Annotated in this window: 16 protein-coding genes; 6 read left to right on the forward strand and 10 right to left on the reverse strand. The window is 36.9% G+C overall.

Annotation, left to right across the window (positions count from 1 at the left end; all coding sequences use genetic code 11):
- Positions 1–8 precede the first annotated feature (8 nt).
- The 7 genes from AC2IP4_RS07240 to hutW all read right to left on the reverse strand — a co-directional run bounded on the left by AC2IP4_RS07240 (position 9) and on the right by hutW (position 9,656).
- Positions 9–740 carry a hypothetical protein gene (locus AC2IP4_RS07240; protein ID WP_375322364.1) on the reverse strand — a complete coding sequence of 244 codons (732 nt, stop codon included), beginning with the start codon at positions 738–740 and terminating at the stop codon, positions 9–11.
- Positions 730–3,984 carry a T6SS effector BTH_I2691 family protein gene (locus tag AC2IP4_RS07245; RefSeq protein WP_486310134.1) on the reverse strand — a complete coding sequence of 1,085 codons (3,255 nt, stop codon included), beginning with the start codon at positions 3,982–3,984 and terminating at the stop codon, positions 730–732. The genes AC2IP4_RS07240 and AC2IP4_RS07245 overlap by 11 nt, the downstream gene beginning before the upstream one ends.
- Positions 3,981–4,835, reverse strand: a complete 855-nt coding sequence (locus AC2IP4_RS07250; protein ID WP_375322359.1) for a DUF4123 domain-containing protein — start codon at positions 4,833–4,835, stop codon at positions 3,981–3,983. Before AC2IP4_RS07250 ends, AC2IP4_RS07245 begins: the two co-directional genes overlap by 4 nt.
- Positions 4,835–6,919: a type VI secretion system tip protein TssI/VgrG gene (tssI, locus tag AC2IP4_RS07255; RefSeq protein ID WP_486310135.1), complete on the reverse strand. Its 2,085-nt coding sequence runs from the start codon at positions 6,917–6,919 to the stop codon at positions 4,835–4,837. Before tssI ends, AC2IP4_RS07250 begins: the two co-directional genes overlap by 1 nt.
- 284 nt (positions 6,920–7,203) lie before the next feature.
- A complete protein-coding gene (hutZ, locus tag AC2IP4_RS07260; RefSeq protein ID WP_105054630.1) occupies positions 7,204–7,734 on the reverse strand; it encodes a heme utilization protein HutZ in 531 nt (176 codons plus the stop codon).
- A gap of 33 nt (positions 7,735–7,767) precedes the next feature.
- Positions 7,768–8,259 carry a heme utilization cystosolic carrier protein HutX gene (gene hutX / locus AC2IP4_RS07265; RefSeq protein WP_486310136.1) on the reverse strand — a complete coding sequence of 164 codons (492 nt, stop codon included), beginning with the start codon at positions 8,257–8,259 and terminating at the stop codon, positions 7,768–7,770.
- 38 nt (positions 8,260–8,297) lie between these two features.
- Entirely contained in the window at positions 8,298–9,656 is a 1,359-nt protein-coding gene (gene hutW / locus AC2IP4_RS07270; RefSeq protein WP_375322355.1) for a heme anaerobic degradation radical SAM methyltransferase ChuW/HutW, read from the reverse strand.
- 182 nt (positions 9,657–9,838) lie between these two features.
- Here hutW and AC2IP4_RS07275 point away from each other — a divergent pair, with 182 nt between their 5' ends.
- From AC2IP4_RS07275 to AC2IP4_RS07300, 6 genes are read left to right on the forward strand one after another with little or no spacing between them, the layout of a single operon-like run.
- A complete protein-coding gene (locus tag AC2IP4_RS07275; protein WP_375322354.1) occupies positions 9,839–10,567 on the forward strand; it encodes an energy transducer TonB in 729 nt (242 codons plus the stop codon).
- A gap of 16 nt (positions 10,568–10,583) precedes the next feature.
- Positions 10,584–11,267, forward strand: coding sequence for a MotA/TolQ/ExbB proton channel family protein (locus AC2IP4_RS07280; RefSeq protein WP_375322353.1), 684 nt, complete (start codon positions 10,584–10,586; stop codon positions 11,265–11,267).
- On the forward strand, positions 11,264–11,683 hold the full coding sequence (locus AC2IP4_RS07285) for an ExbD/TolR family protein (RefSeq protein WP_105054625.1): 420 nt from the start codon (positions 11,264–11,266) through the stop codon (positions 11,681–11,683). Before AC2IP4_RS07280 ends, AC2IP4_RS07285 begins: the two co-directional genes overlap by 4 nt.
- Positions 11,680–12,528, forward strand: a complete 849-nt coding sequence (locus AC2IP4_RS07290) for a heme/hemin ABC transporter substrate-binding protein (protein ID WP_375322352.1) — start codon at positions 11,680–11,682, stop codon at positions 12,526–12,528. The genes AC2IP4_RS07285 and AC2IP4_RS07290 overlap by 4 nt, the downstream gene beginning before the upstream one ends.
- 9 nt (positions 12,529–12,537) lie before the next feature.
- Positions 12,538–13,575 carry a FecCD family ABC transporter permease gene (locus tag AC2IP4_RS07295; protein WP_105054623.1) on the forward strand — a complete coding sequence of 346 codons (1,038 nt, stop codon included), beginning with the start codon at positions 12,538–12,540 and terminating at the stop codon, positions 13,573–13,575.
- Positions 13,575–14,354, forward strand: coding sequence for a heme ABC transporter ATP-binding protein (locus AC2IP4_RS07300; RefSeq protein ID WP_375322351.1), 780 nt, complete (start codon positions 13,575–13,577; stop codon positions 14,352–14,354). The genes AC2IP4_RS07295 and AC2IP4_RS07300 overlap by 1 nt, the downstream gene beginning before the upstream one ends.
- Before the next feature lie 85 nt (positions 14,355–14,439).
- Here the strand turns inward: AC2IP4_RS07300 and AC2IP4_RS07305 are convergent, their stop codons facing one another.
- The 3 genes from AC2IP4_RS07305 to rpmI form a co-directional block, all read right to left on the reverse strand.
- A complete protein-coding gene (locus tag AC2IP4_RS07305; RefSeq protein ID WP_486307239.1) occupies positions 14,440–15,762 on the reverse strand; it encodes a ferredoxin reductase family protein in 1,323 nt (440 codons plus the stop codon).
- A 277-nt stretch (positions 15,763–16,039) separates the two neighbouring features.
- Positions 16,040–16,393 (reverse strand): 50S ribosomal protein L20, encoded by a 354-nt coding sequence (rplT, locus tag AC2IP4_RS07310; RefSeq protein WP_045102152.1) that lies wholly within the window; start codon positions 16,391–16,393, stop codon positions 16,040–16,042.
- 39 nt (positions 16,394–16,432) lie between these two features.
- Positions 16,433–16,627: a 50S ribosomal protein L35 gene (gene rpmI / locus AC2IP4_RS07315; protein WP_005419080.1), complete on the reverse strand. Its 195-nt coding sequence runs from the start codon at positions 16,625–16,627 to the stop codon at positions 16,433–16,435.
- Positions 16,628–16,656 lie beyond the last annotated feature (29 nt).

Raw genomic sequence — 16,656 nt, forward strand, 5'->3', positions numbered from 1 at the left:
ATACCACATCAATCCTGACCTGATGGATGTAAGAATTCATTAAATTTTTCGTGCTCACAAATATCTTCAACACTCATAACTTCAAAAAAATATCCATTTGGATAAAATATTTTTATTGTATTAAAAATTTCTTCTACGTTATCTTTATTACAAAAAAAACCCATCGAAGAGCAGGTATCATTAGTATTTGCTGTAATATCTATATAATTTTCTTTGCTTGTTTTAAATATCACTGACTCATCAAAATACAAACTTTCAAACAACATAGGTTTCAATCTAAAGTTAACCAGTTTGAATGAGAGTAACGCACTCGCTCCAGCCCCAACAAACGCCATAGGGCCAACAAAAACAACTGCAACTAAACATACTACGACACCCACTCGACCTATCATTCGTATACATTGATAAGCATACTCAGGTACCACATCTGCCTGCTCGGTTAATATTCCGTTTTTAGTGAACTTGTAAATCCGCTTTATATCGGCTGATGCAAAAAAAATAAAAACCAAATTAAGTAAAAGACCACCTCCTACGTAAATAATAATCTCTCCAACATCAAGTCCATCATGACTAGAATCATACGACATCCAAAAAATAAATAATGAACATAACAGTGCCACAAAATACCCCAAATATTGATGCTCTATGGTTTCATACTCATAGAGTACTTCTTCGTTGTATAAATCCATTCTCATGGTTTCTATTTTGTCTGTATTATCTATATCTTTATTAGTTAGCATTATTTAACCTCACAATCTCCATACCTAAGTTTTCTTTTTTTGAATAATCATTAAATGAAGTAACCTTATTTACATTTAACTTTATATCCCCGCTACCACCTTGAAAACCTGAATAAGAAATAACATGAGGTGTTCTATTGGCTAAAACATCTAAATAAATGGTTATATTAGAAATATCTTCTGAATGGTTTCGTTCAATTTTCATTTCATAACAATTATCATTACTTACTTTAGTGAAATTGACTTCTACTTCTGATTGACTCATCTCTTTATTTCCAATGAAATTATAATGTTTTATTGCTTTTTTAGATGAGCTTTTAATTACTTTAATTCCAAACCATTTATTGGATAAGTAACCAGGTAAATCAATTGTTAACGTCCATTGTTTGTCTGAATCAGAAATTGACTGATACGTTCTAACTATTCCAGTGTTTATCTGGGCTACTGGTTTATTTAATATGTTTTGCAAATTAACTAGTTCAATTTCTGGTGACCACTTAACCGTCTTTACTCCCCATATGGATTGCACTAACCATAACTCCATATCGGTTCGTTTAAACATATTAATGAATACCGTTGCTGCAATATAAGCAATACCAAAGACACTTAACCAAATAACCATCCAAGGAGCAAAAATAGCGCCTATTGAACCATTCATAAAACATGAAATTAGTTGAGTTGTAAAAATACCAGCTTGCCCAATTAACGAAATAACTTTCAATTTTTCAGCTAGCACTTCCTCTTTTGATAAGAGAGGGCTATCTAAGCGTTGATAGACATAATAAATTTCAGACACACTGGCAATTAATCCAGTAACAGCAACAATCTTAGTTAAATTAATAAATTTAGTAATTAATTCTTTGTTTGATTTCAGAGCAATATATCTGTTTTTATTCAACAGTTTTTTATCTTTCATCACCTCAGCCCATGCCGCGTCTCTTGATACCAAGGCGCACGCATTTACTGTCCAAGAAGCCGTATAAACAACCTCTGCGGCGACTGATTTATATTCCTCTGTCGTCTTACTCTCTTGGTTTCTTTGAAGTAAATTTGAAAAAACGGTTATTGAGTTCCAAATGTTTAATGCTGCAACAACCCCATTCCAACTTGCTGATCCTTTCCACTTCCTTTCCGAAAAACTAACAAGATCTGCCTTTGTATTCTTATATGCAACCCAACTCTCTGCCACGCCTTTACTGATTGCTCCTTTTACGTTTAACATTGAGCCGTTTTGCGAAATCTTGAGCATTTGAGGCATGTTCTCTGAAATAAATTCAGACGTTTTTTGTACTAACACGGCAGCAAATTGTTCTTTCCGAATAATCGCAGCCATTGTTTTACTGTTAGATAATAAAAACTGATCATATTTTTTATTAAATGCCGTCAGTTCTTTAGGGTAATTAGGATTTACAGAAACAATAAAACTGCTATCTGCTAGATTTTCCATAATGAGAACTCTGAAGCGAGTCATAAAACTAAGTGCACTGAATTGATTAGTTCGAGGTTGGATTGCGTTGAGCATTTCCATCGAAGGTCGAAATTGCAGTATCGGATTGGCTTTATTACTTACAATAAATGCAGCAAACACGGCTTTAATATCGATATGAAGTAGCTTGTACCAATCAGAATCTTGAATTCTTACGTCACCTGTTAATGTATCGAATTCTGATAATCGAGTATGCAGTGCGATCATGTCACTAGGACTACTCATATTAAGTGCAGCGCCACCCTCTGAGTAAGTGGTTATCTCATCCACCACTTCTTTTGAGTAAGCAAACGGGGCTAATGCTAATAAATTGTTTGGGTTACTCAGATCTAGCATTTTTTCTAAATAATGCTTAATTTCCGGAACATTAAAGCCCGATTGAACAAGCTCAACGGTTATTGGTGAAAATAGTTCAGATAAATAACGTTGACCAACCTCTGTTTGGTTATCAATTCCGAAATACATAGGATCGATACCCATCTGTTCAATGGCATCTGTTACCTCTTTATGTTGATAAACTAACTTACTATTTAATGTTTCTACTTCTGATAATTTATCGTATTGTTCAAATAGGTATTCATTTAATTCATTCCAGCGAATTTCATCAAAATTTCGATATTGCCTTTTCCACTGAGAAGTATATTCCTTTTTAATTTCAAAATTAAACCGCTCTTTTATGGCTTGTTTTTTCGCTTCTAACGCCTTATACCATGAGGTATTTTCTACCCCTTCGCCGACATGATATTCATAAGATGCTGAAGATTGTTGGACATTTTGCTCTTGGTATAAATACTCATTTATCTCTATTTCTAGCTTTAACCGTTCAATTGGATCTGATTTAATATGTTCAGGAAGTTGATCATCACTAAATGTCACCCTTGCTAACGATCGTGTTAATTCAGCCATTTGAGCTTTGTACTCATCCTCCTCACTTCCTTGTAGTTCAACAATACGCACGTATGTTTCTGACAACTTCAAAAACAAATCCGTTATATCAGCCAACTGATCATCCAGTGCAATATACAAAGCGCTGTTCTTTTCTAATAAATCGCATTGATAATCGGTTTCTAATACGGTTTTCTTATGGGTAGCGAGATCAAACTCATCATCAGAGGGATCATCGTCTTTTAGTGGGGAACATGTTTTTTCAAACAAGACATCGGAGGGTTTGGGAGTCCCAATGTCAGCAACAGCATGAACAAAATCACGCATGCCACCACCATGTTCTATCTCTAATGTGTTTGAATAGGTTTTTAAGTCGACAGTTCGCATCCATTCGTTTCGGCACTGAGTATTTGAGCGCATATGTTCACATAAGCGCCATGTCCAACGTTGGTGAGAAAATGATATCGTTACCGTGTCATTCTTAGAGTAAGACAAACAGCTTTTAGCCTCTCCTGCTTTCCCTCTCGCTTCTGGTGCTTTATCTGCTTCATTTGAGCCCCAATCCATTTTAATGAATTGAGTGCCTTTCACCTGATATTCATGAAAGGTTTTATCTTTATTGCTATAAACGTAAAGCCAACCGTCTCTTAATTGTCTTAATGTATATTTTGAATGAGCAACATCAAAAAAGCCGTGACCTTTATGGGCATCAAGTAATGGGTGTTTCTGCTCTTTTTCTTCATCATCCATATCATCAATCGCATAACGAACCGGAATGATATCAATAACACCAAGCTTTACAGGGCAAGCCCCTGCTGGGTTTTTCGCATCTTTTTTACTGCCACACATGGCCGCATTGTTTGCTTCGCTCATTCTTGTAAATCCTTTTGCATAGAGTGACGATATTGATAGGCCAAATCCGCCGCTTGTTTGATTCTTTGTTCTGTGGTTTGCTGCGATGTTTGATAGATCAATTCGGTGATTTTTGGGTATTTATCGGTTGTTATCGCTTCTTTTCCTAAATACCCCATCACATTCATAAATAGACAGACTTCTGTCTCATTTTGAAACCCTCTGCTATAAGCGGCATCGAACCAATACTGAATCCATTTTTGTTTATCTGTCACGCCCTCTAAACAATGTGGGAAGAAATACTCCACATGATTAAGTACATAGGCATAGGCATTTTCAGTCGCTAACTCTCCTAACGCTTGCCATTGTTCGTCCGTTAAACGATAAGGTTTGACGCTTTTCATCTCAGTGCAAGGCGATAGGTAATGTGCCCATCCTTTTTTAGATGGAAGCCAAACTTCATTAATGTGTTGCCAATACCAATCTGTTCCTGTTGAGAATAAAACATTGGCACACCCTGAATTTGCAGATTTCAATATGATGGATGAACCATAAGGCGATTGAACCTTAATCAAACCTCTAAAATGTTCGACAAGACTTCCTAGATCTAACGCCGAACTGAATAAGAAACCATCTAGCTGACCATGTTGACTTTCAAACCATTGTGCAATAGCAGGCGTTGCTTTCACTAAATAAGGAGAGACCGATATCAAATCATCCCAAGGCTTATACAAATAAAGAGGTTCCTGCTCAATCACCGTGTCCAATTGATACAATTGTTTTAATACGTCAACACTCTGACTTGTGTCTAGCATCAAATAAAAGGAGGATAAATCATCAATATTCAGAGAATCATAGCAATGTGTTTCCATTATTCTTGTTCCTGATCTTGTTCACACTCTTCACAGACTGGATCCGATGTTTTTAATGCCTCGATTTGACGAGTGGCGTGAATTTTACTTCTTGTGTATTCAGAGGCTGTTACGGTTTCAGCCACACTGCCTGCCATTTCACTCTGCTTCATGGCAGGTTGGGTTGCTGTAATACCCTCATATCCACTGCCGCTTCCTGCACTGCCGCCTTTATTTAAGTCAATGGCCGCTCCAAGTAGATGAATGCCACCTGAATCTAACTTCATTGTGCTACTGCCTGTGGTGATGGTCAGTTCACTACCTGCATCAAGGACTGCTTTATTACCCACCTTAATGTGTAACTCGGTGCCTATTTGTTCAAGTCGACTGCCTTGGATTTTTTGTTGAATAGATCCTGATACTTGCAGATGTGCATCACCTTTAATTGAGCTTAAATTATCTGATTGCACGGTCAGATGATTATCTTTGGTGATTTGATGAAATTGATCATGATGCACAACAGAGTGATCATCATTAAATATCTCGCTGGTACGGTTATTTTGAATTTGGCTATCCATGTCTTTCGCTGCATGAATATAGATCTGCTCTGACGCTTTTTTATCCTCAAAGCGCAGCTCATTAAAATTATCTGCACCAATGGAGCTTGATGTTTTAAATGTACTGCGTGTTTTATGCTCTGGCAGTGTATATGGTGGTTTATTATTCCCGTTATATAACGAACCTGTAATTATCGGTTTATCTGGATCACCATGTAAAAAACTGACTATTACTTCGTGTCCTATTCTTGGTAATACAAATTGACCATATTGATTACCAGCCCACCCCTGCGAAGTACGAAGCCAACAACTGGTTTTTTCATTAGCTTGGCCATTTCTATCCCAATGAAATTGCACTTTTACACGCCCATGTTCATCACAATAAATCTCTTCACTTTCTGGCCCAGTCACTATCGCGGTATCGATATTACGAATGTATGGTTTTTTAACACTCGCTAATTTATACGGAACAAACCAAGGGGTAGCTGTAAAATCACAATAATAACAAGATCCACCATCAGCAAGTTCTTCCATTACTTGAGGCTGTATACCTGAATGTACAATCTTGGTTAATAACCAATTGATATCCCAATCAGGATTAGAGGCATTATTTATTGGTTGAAAATACCCTACTGCAAGCTGCGCACTGTTGCTACTACCGACCAGTTCCATAGAACTAATCCGACGTTGCTCTAGGTTCAATTTTGCTTGCTGCTTTGCTTTTGAGTAATTCGCTTGATTTGCTGGGTACTGATAATGGTCTAATGCAGTTTCACTACTTTGCTTATCTTGCTCTTGATGTTGTACTTCCCCCAAAATAGATTGAGATGGATGAGTAAACATATAATCTTTAACTGACGCTTTACCGACTTGAACTTGGTGCTTTACTTTAAGAGAGTGGATTGTATCCCCCTCTTGCACCATTCCACTGTCAGTAACAACCGATAATGGTGCTAAAGCGGTATACGTTTCTTTTCCATCTGAAATGATTAATTTAGAGCCAAGCTCTGTATGTTCAAAGTAAGAAACGAGTCCTTCCTCAGCCATTAATCGTGAAATAAACTGATCGTCTGATTCACCATATTGCACACAATAATCTCGGGGTACGTGTGTATTATATAATTCAATAACGAAATGGTGGCTCAGTATTCCTGCTTGTCTATAAATATCTGAAATGATTTCTGGAACGGATTTATTTTGAAAAATTTGAAAGTTTTTTCGATAATTTAATAGACTAAAAATAGGTACTAGAGTCAATCGGTAGGTACTAAAACGAAAAGAGGAACTCAACTGCTCTATCGATTCAATCACTCCATGTACATAACGCTTGGTATTCTCCGGCGCTTCTTGATTAAAATGTTGAATGACTAATCTAGCAGGCAATTGTAACCATTGTGCTAATTCTAAATCAGGCTCTTCACACACAAACGTAATATCAAACTGGTAGTTATCTCCTAATATTTCTTCACCTGAAAATTCATATACTTGAAGTGGTAATTCTATTGTTGTTACATCAAGTCCAAATTGAGTTTGATTTGCATCCTGCATATACATTCCGAATTTAATTTAAATAACAAATTAATCAATAACTTATTGTAATTAAGAACAGATAATATCAGTAAAAAACAAGATACCTATTTTGGTTAAAGATTATGCGATCAACGGCACTTTCACGCTTGAAAATCAATCAAACTAAAAATCGTGCCAATTTAATTGGTTTTTTATACGGTAATTATAGATATAGGAGTTAAAACGTGGGTGTATATTAATTATAAAAAACCAAGCTATTAGTTAGCTTGGCCATAGATTAAGTCATCAAAATTACGTCCAAATTAAGCTGTCTCTCGCTTTTTATGACCTTCTTCCAAATGAACAAAGTCTACAAGATCATCGCCACTAACTTGAAAAGCTTGGCCAAATCCTTTTACAAATAGACCCTGTATTGGCTTTAATCTGAACATTTTAAAATCTTCTAATGAACTCAAACCATCAATAATCTCACCAAAACGACCTTTCATTTCTGAGACTGCTTGTTGCCATTTATCTTCACTACGTTCAACTAATATGGCTGTTGCATCAAAGGTCAGACGCTTACGTGCAAATAGTTGTTTAGACGTATCCTCATCTTCTACTAGCATTAATGAAACGTCTGGGTTTTGAAGTAAATTACGAGCATGACGTGCGATCTCAGAAATCAATATATAGTAACCATCATCCAATAAAACAAATGGCGCATAGCTCACGTTTGGTTTTCCTTCACAATCCACGGTTGCTAATTGCAGCGTTTTACGAGAATCTCGAAACTCTTGAATTTCTGGACCTAGGCGATTTTGTAATCTTTCTTGCTTAACAGCTGAACTCATTTTTATTTCCCTCTAAATTACATTCTGACTAACTTATTTATATTTTTGTTTTAAGACATTAAAAGCACTAACTTGTTCAGGGATAAGTTGGCGCTTTTTATCACGACCTAAGTAAATTTTAAAAACCGAATGGCCGCTCTGGTCAAAGAATCCAAAGTAATGACTTTCTGTCCCTCTAAATGGTTTACTTACAAGTGCTATATCCGTAATTAAATCCAATTTTAAGTGACCGTGTAACTCACCATTGCGCCCCATTAAATTATAGTAACCGTGGGCAAGCTTCCCTTTAGGAAATGGGGCTTTTACTTCAAAAATTGAACCGAATGAATGGATAATAGTCGTGACATCACCAAAACCTACTAGGCCCTCTAAGATCTCTTGAGCTTTTATCCCATCAATTAACGTGACCATTTCTTCTGGTAAATATTTTACGACCGCACATTCTGATAGTTCTAATTGCTTAGCAATATCACTTGGCAGCAATGAAGGGCTTTGTTTTAGTAGTTCTATAACGTCTTTTTTCATGAATATCTGTCTCTTCTACTTTTAAATTTATATCTGATTTATGCTGCTTTTTCGTTAGCTAAAGATAGCGCAGATATAACTCCTTGAGCCAATGTTACCGACCAAAACTCCCCCGCTAATGTCAGGCTTAAATAATCATCATTAACGGTAACTAATCCATTTTTTTGCCAGTGCTTAAATAGGGGCATTAAGTAATTAAACATATCTTGCTTTGAATGCTGTTGTAATAACTGGCGTGATAAAACCCCACGATCAAACCCTGCTTTGATCATAGAAAACAATCCTGCCGATGCTGCAGATTGTGTCATCATAGCTATTGGCATTTGGTGAGTATTAATTGCCTCTATATAAGCGCTTAACGTACGATGTTGCATTATACCAACACCGCCAACATTACCTCCTGCACCGCAACCAACAGGCAATACTTCCGCGGTTGTTTTCGCTAAGCTGTTATAAATACTTCTTTCTCTATTATCTCTAGCCCAGTGATTAACACTAAGACGACGCAAATGATGTTTATTCATAAAATCAACACCGTATTGGTACATATACGCTTTTTCTTCTGTTGACGCGGGTTGAGGTAATTTACCGTTTTCAATCATTCCCTTCATTGGCGTCCCGCCCATTTCAATCAGCTGATACAAATCAACACCATGGGCTCCTGTTTCTAAGAAATCCTTTAGATCCTGTTGCCACACCTCTGTTGTTTGATATGGCAAACCATAAAGAAGGTCCACCACAATTGGGGCTTGGTTAGATTGACTAAGTTCTTGAATTCGTCTTAACACATACTCTTTATCATCTAAGCGTTTTGCTGAACGCCTAACTTTGGTATTAAAGCTTTGCACACCAAAGGAAAACCGATTGAACCCACCTTCCAGTGATTTATCAAACACCTCTTCATCAAATCGATTAATACGTCCTTCTAGCGTAATTTCACAGTCTGTTGTTAGAGGAAAATAATGACGAATCGCTTTACCTAATTTCTCAATTTGATCTGCACTAAGATCCGTTGGTGTTCCTCCACCGATGTAGACCGCATGAAATGGGGCAGCTTGTGTCCAAGCTAATTGCGCTTTCCATTTCAACTCAATCATCAAGGCATTAAAATAATCGGCAACGAGACTTTTACTTGACGCATGTTGGAAGAAATTACAATACGTACAACGCACACGACAAAAAGGAATATGTACGTATAAGCAACGGTGATTGCTTAATTCTGTTGTTTCTGACAATGCATTATCAAAGCGCTCAGTAAAATGCGCCTGATTAATAGGAAGTGAACCCCCACCAGCATGAGCTGATGATTTTCTTTGAAAAGCATACAGCAAAGGTTCTGGAGTGTTTTCACCTAAGATTGATGTGGGTAGATGATGTAAATTTATCTGTTTATTCATGATTTCAATTCTACTTCTCTGCTCTTTACCGCTAAGAGCTTCGTTTCTTCTAATATCATAAATTATTTTTAAATGATAATGCAATTGATAATTGATCTCATTTCCATTCCGTTTATAATATTCCTATCTTTTGATGTGTAAATACCAATCTTGATTGGTATAAATTTGATATGGAGTTATTCGTGCTGAACTTTCGTTACCTTGCTGCCGTTGGTTTTTCTTTAGCTGTTCACACCGCTCTGCTTTGGTCTGTGCCAGAAAAGAAAGCATTTGCTATGCCAACAGGAAGTCAATCTTCACAAGTAAATATTCAGTTTGTTGCTCCTAGCGCACCAGCAATGTCTTCAGTTAAAAAAAGCGAGCCGCAGAAAAATGAAACTCTGCCAAAAAAAGTGGAAACGGTTAAAATCCAAAAAACGGTAAATAAGAAAGTAGAAAATACAAGAAAAACTTCAAAAATAAAGCCAAGTAACTCTAAACCACCAGTTAAGAAACAACCAAAACCAGCAGTAGAACAAGCGAAATCAAAGCCTACACCTAAAAAATCAGTAACAAAAACAAAGCAAGACATTGCAAAAACAGACAGTACAGCAAAACCTGTTGCATCAAAATCAGGGGCAACAGAGAAACCACAGTTAATTCAAAAACCGAACTTCCTTAAGCGTCCTAGCGCTCCTCGTTACCCTCGAATTGCACAGCGTAAAGGGGTTGAAGGAACCGCTTTATATGAGATTTGGCTGAATGAAAAAGGAAAACAAATTAAACAAGAGCTGATCACTTCTTCTGGGGCAAGCATACTTGATGAAGCAGCACTTAACGCTATACGCGATTGGAAATTTTCACCACAAGTTATTAATGGTCAGGCTATCGCTCATCGCGTTCAGATCCCTGTTCGATTCTCTCTAAACTAGTTGTATGGATATCAACATGCTCAATTTTTCCCATTTATACTCTCAATTAGGCATCATGGCATTGCCGCTTTTAGCCTGCTCTCTCATTACGTTGGCATTAGTGATTGAACGAATAATTCAACTATTACTTTTTTCTGGTAGTTCACATAACTCAATTAAAAAATCTTTAGCACAATTAAATAAAGACGATAACCAAAACATTCATCTATTAATTAAGTCATTAAAACATCGCAGAGCTTTATCTGCAAAAGGCAATGCTATGCTACTTGCACATCGTAATTTCACTAAAACTCTTCGTGAAGATGTCGCTGGCTTATGGTTACAAGAGAAACGATACCAACTACGTTCAGGACTTAGACTGTTATCTTTGATAGGGATGATCAGCCCATTATTGGGGCTATTAGGCACCGTACTTGGTCTTATTGATATGTTTAAAGATGTTGCCGCTACCACTGGCTCAATTACACCAAATATTCTTGCTGATGGATTAGGCCTTGCAATGCGAACCACTGCGATTGGTTTAATAATTGCCTTACCTGCTATTTCAAGTGCCCAACTGTTAGGGTTATGGGCTGACCGTATTTTTTCTCGCTTGGAGCATTCGCTAAACTATACCAATTTATGGATTGAGGGCGTTTTTATCAGTGATGAACCAGACTTAAGAAATGAAGTATCAAAAAATAAAGAGCGCTTGGCATGATAAAACTCACGACTGAAAGCCATTCTGACTCTTTGCAGCCAGATCTAACCCCTCTGCTAGACATCATTTTTATTGTGATGGTATTTCTTCTATTAACAGCCACTGTAAAGCTTCAATCCCTTGAAGTTAGCTTGCCTAGCGCAGAAACAGAAGCGGTATCAGATGTAGATAGTAAATCTCTTACAGTAAATATTTTAGAAAAAGCGCCTTATTGGGGATTAGATGGAAAGTCTTACTCTTCTTGGGAGAGTTTTACACAAATATTATTAATTCAAGTAAAACAAAAGCCAGATTTTCAAGTCGTCATCGCCTCTGATAAATCAGCTGAAATTCAACATATGGTCAAATTACTCGCCTTCTTACAAGACAATAAAATCAAAGCAACTCAAATTTTAATGGATGAAAATAAATCATGAACAAATTCAAATTGGCCTCAGCTTTACTTGCTTTAATCATTTCCTCTATGCCCTCAACCACCTTCGCTCAAGAGCGAATTATCAGTGCAGGAAGCGCAGTTACTGAATTAATCTATGCATTAAATGCACAAGAGTTTCTTGTTGCTGTTGATGTCACCAGTAAGATGCCGCAAGCATCTAAGTTACCCAAAATTGGTTACCACCGCCAATTATCCGCTGAAGGGTTACTTGCATTGCAACCAACTCAACTCATTGGATCGAATGAGATGGGACCACAAACAACACTGGATTTACTAGCTCAATCGAATATCAAAGTAAATGTAGTAAATACAAAACCAACGATAAAAGGCTTATTAGAGCGTATCGACGAAATTGCGTTACTTACTCATCACCAGAACAATGCACAACATATTAAAGATGAAGTTAATAAAAAAGTGACTCAACTAAGCAATAATATTCCAGAAAAATCAAAGCAGAAAAAGGTTCTCTATTTATTACTTCATGAAGGTCGTGCTCCTTACGTTGCGGGAAGAGAAACCACAATGAATGAAATGATACAGCTTGCTGGTGGAATCAATCCAGCGCAAACCCTAATTTCATCATTTAAACCACTTTCTATAGAAGCGATGATTTCAATGCAGCCTGATGTTGTTCTTGTTAGCAACCGTAGCTTAGCCAAATTAGAAGGTATAGATAATATTATTAAATCCATTCCTACATTAGCCTCAACACCTGCGGGGATTAATAAACAAATCATTGGTATTGATGGTTCTGCATTGGTTGGTGGCCTTGGCTTGGCTACGCTTGATGAAGCCGCACGTTTAAATACTCTTCTTTATCCTTAAGTCGTGATTATGTTGTTAAAATATATCTCTTATTCAAAATTATTATGGTTGAGTACTTTTTCTCTTCTACTTATTGCAGTTAGCTCCATTGCAACTGGGCCAATGAACATTACACTAAGTGATAGTTTTCACAGTCTTGCTCCTTGGTCTACTTCTGCTATCCCTGCTCATATTGATTTAATTATTCACCAAGTTCGCTTACCAAGAACCATTCTTTGTATGCTTGTCGGTGCCATATTAGCGATCTCCGGTGTTGTTATGCAGGGCTTATTTCGCAACCCTTTAGCTGAACCTGGAATTATTGGGGTTTCAGCAGGCGCTGCACTTGGAGCCGCCTTAGCTATTGTTCTATTTTCATCAATTACTGAGCAATTCCCTCTATTTATGAATTTTGCCGCAGTGCCTATCTTCGCTTTTCTTGGTGGTGCATTAACGACTTTAATTGTTTATCGATTAGGAACCAGTAAATTTGGTACCTCAATTACAGTGATGCTACTTGCTGGTGTCGCCATTAGTGCTTTATCCGGTGCTGGGATTGGTTATTTAAATTTCATTGCTGATGATCAAATGCTTCGTGATCTCTCTTTATGGTCGATGGGATCATTAGCTGGAGCAAAATGGAATGACTTACTACTTGCAGGCATTGGTCTTATCACTTTACTTGTTTTATTTATGAAAAACGCATCTGGACTTAATGCCCTACTTCTTGGCGAAGCTGAGGCAAAACATTTAGGCATTAATGTTCAATCACTAAAGAAGCGCATGATCATTTTAAGCGCGGTTGGTGTTGGTATCACGGTTAGTTTATCTGGAATGATAGGATTTATTGGGTTAATAATTCCTCACCTTGGTCGCATGTTATCTGGGCCAAACCATAAAACCTTGTTACCTCTTTCAGCATTACTTGGAGGGCTTTTATTAACTGCAGCTGATATGTTTGCTCGAGTCGCGGTTAGTCCGGCAGAATTGCCTGTAGGTATCGTGACTGCCATTATTGGTGCGCCTTTCTTCTTATACTTATTATTTACCCAGCGAGGTAAAATTTAATGAGCCATTCTACGTTAGCTATTTCAGCAAAAAATATTTCCTACCACATTGGATCTAAAATGATTTTAGATAATATCAATTTAGACCTTCATTGTGGTGAGGTTACTACTCTACTTGGGCCTAATGGTGCCGGGAAAAGCACACTATTAAAGCTATTATGTAACGAGATATCATCTTTCAATGACATTCGTTATTTTGGGAAAATGAACGCTCAATGGAATAGTAATGAGCTAGCAAAGCGACTTGGTGTTCTTCCACAGCACAGTACGCTTTCGTTTGCCTTTAATGTTCACGAAGTTGTTGAACTTGGTGGTTTGCCGCTAGGACTTTCAAATCAAGACTTGCATAAAATCACTAATGATATTATGAATAAAACAGATATTAATCACTTAATAAATAGGTTATATCCATCACTATCAGGAGGTGAAAAACAACGAGTTCATTTGGCTCGAGTTCTGACGCAAGTGAGTCAACATCAGCAAAAGATCGTAATGTTAGATGAACCTACGTCTGCTCTGGATCTCTCTCATCAGCATAAGACATTAAGATTAGCGAGAGAATTAGCTAATGAAGGTGCAGCTGTTATTGTGGTATTACATGATTTGAATTTAGCAGCCCAATATTCAGACAGAGTTATCGTATTACAAGATGGAAAACTACAAATTGATGGAACACCATGGAAGGCAATAACACCTGAAATGATAGAAAAGGTCTATGGGCATACAACATTAGTTCAACCACACCCTACTTTGGATATACCGGTGGTTTTTGCAGCATAACAAATTTACTATGTATCGCATTATATAAAAGAGCGTACAGACTTACTGTTCACTCTTTTATTTCTATATTTACTATCTATTGTAACTAACGCATTTTAAAGATTTCTTTATGGAAAGCATTTTCTGGTAAGCCATCTTCAACCAACGCATTTTTTAAACTCATCCCAAAGGCTTCTGGCCCACAAAAGCTAACTGAATAAACTTTATTACCAACTTTCTTCAAGACTTGTTCAGGCGTTAGCCTATTGCCTTTCTTTGATTCAACAAGATGTAATTCAATAAAATCCATACTACCTAGAATCGCTTTAATTTCAGTATTAAAAAACGCTTCTTTTTCACTATTTACGCAATAAAATAGATGAATCTTTTTAATCTTATTTTGAGCTGTACTAGATGTTTTTTGAAGCCAATATAGTCGTGAAAGTAGTGGAATAATACCAATTCCAGCCCCTATCCATACTTGGTTAGCATCAGATGACACCTGAAAGTATCCATAGCCTCCCTCCACTGTCACTTTCGTTCTTATTTTGATCTCATTAACTAATTGATGAGTGTAATCACCAAGATCTTTTATCCCAAATTCAACTAATTTTGTGTCTTCATCATAATTTAGAATAGAAAAAGGATGAGGCGCTTCACCGTCATGGAAATTGATATAAGCAAACTGACCTTCTTTATATTGCAGTGAGTTTTCAAGCTTAATTTTTAGACGAATTACTGCTGTTAAATCTGATCCACCCTTAAATTTATCAACCTGTATTACTTTACCTTTTATTTTATTTTTCTTACCAATAGAACCTGTTAGCGAAAGTATTGCGCACCAAACTGAGATAACAGATATCAGTACAATTGCGATATTCATTGGTATTAATGAAAGATCCCATTTGATCAGAAACAGAGTATGAAACACACCGGCTAGCATTAATGCTCCACCAATTTTATGGATCCCTTTAAATTTTTTATAACTGACTCTTTCGACTAAACTGACAATGGTAAAAATGATGAAAAACTTAAATGATATGTCTCCTACTTTTTCAGCAACTGACATCCAATCAATCCCTGTGATTACTCTTTCTTTTCCGCTATGAGATGGACGGACAAGCCAACCAAGTTGCACTGCCCAGTGAGCGCTTTTAATAACTAACCAGTGTAAGATCAAAGTGACAAATGCAAAGATCCCTAATTTCTTATGCAGCGCATAACTTTTATCTAGCCCCTTTACTAAACGTTCTACCCACTTAAATCGTGCAGAAAGAATTATCGCAGCTCCCATATAAGCAAAGCAAAGCCAGCCCGTTAATACAATAAGTTGCTTACGTAAGTTCATAATATTATCGAGTTCAAAAAACGATGAAACAAAAGAAGGTAGCCACAATAAAAGAAGCAAAATTGTAAATTTACGCATCATCTATACTCATTAGATTGAATTAATTGCATCAATAATATGCTTTCATAAATAAATCAAAAGTAGATTTACAGTAGCTGTAATTCTTTTACAAAACCTGACATTGATTCAAAAATATTATAAATGCAATAAATCGCTACAAACTGAATATGAGACCGATTAGTGGATTAGTGGATTAGTGGATTAGTGGATTAGTGGATTAGTGGATTATCTTACAGGCATAAAAAAAGGAGAGCTAGTGCTCTCCTTATTTAGTCTTAAGCCTTTGAAACTGTTCTAATTAAAGAGCAGCTTTCGCTTTAGCAACAAGAGCAGCGAATGCTACTTTGTCGAATACAGCGATGTCAGCTAGGATCTTACGATCGATTTCAATAGATGCTTTCTTAAGGCCGTTAATGAAGCGGCTGTAAGACATCTCGTTTTGACGAGCTGCAGCATTGATACGAGCGATCCAAAGTTGACGGAAAACACGCTTTTTGTTGCGACGGTCACGGTAAGCATATTGACCTGCTTTAGTAACTGCCTGGAAAGCTACACGATAAACACGTGAACGTGCTCCGTAGTAACCTTTAGCTTGTTTTAGAACTTTCTTATGACGTGCACGAGCTTGTACACCACGTTTTACGCGAGGCATTATGTCTCTCCTAAACTAAAATTAAATAAATACTAAAAATTATGCGTATGGAAGCATACGTGCAACTGCTGCTACTTCACATTTTGGAAGTAGAGAGTTTGGACGAAGCTGACGCTTGTTTTTAGTAGTACGTTTAGTCAGGATGTGACGTTTCGTAGCGTGCTTAAATTTGATACCACCAGCAGTTTTCTTAAAACGCTTAGAAGCACCTTTGTTTGATTTCATCTTAGGCATGATGAATATAACTCCGCATTGTTGCGTGA

The organism is Aliivibrio thorii (genome assembly GCF_057368585.1).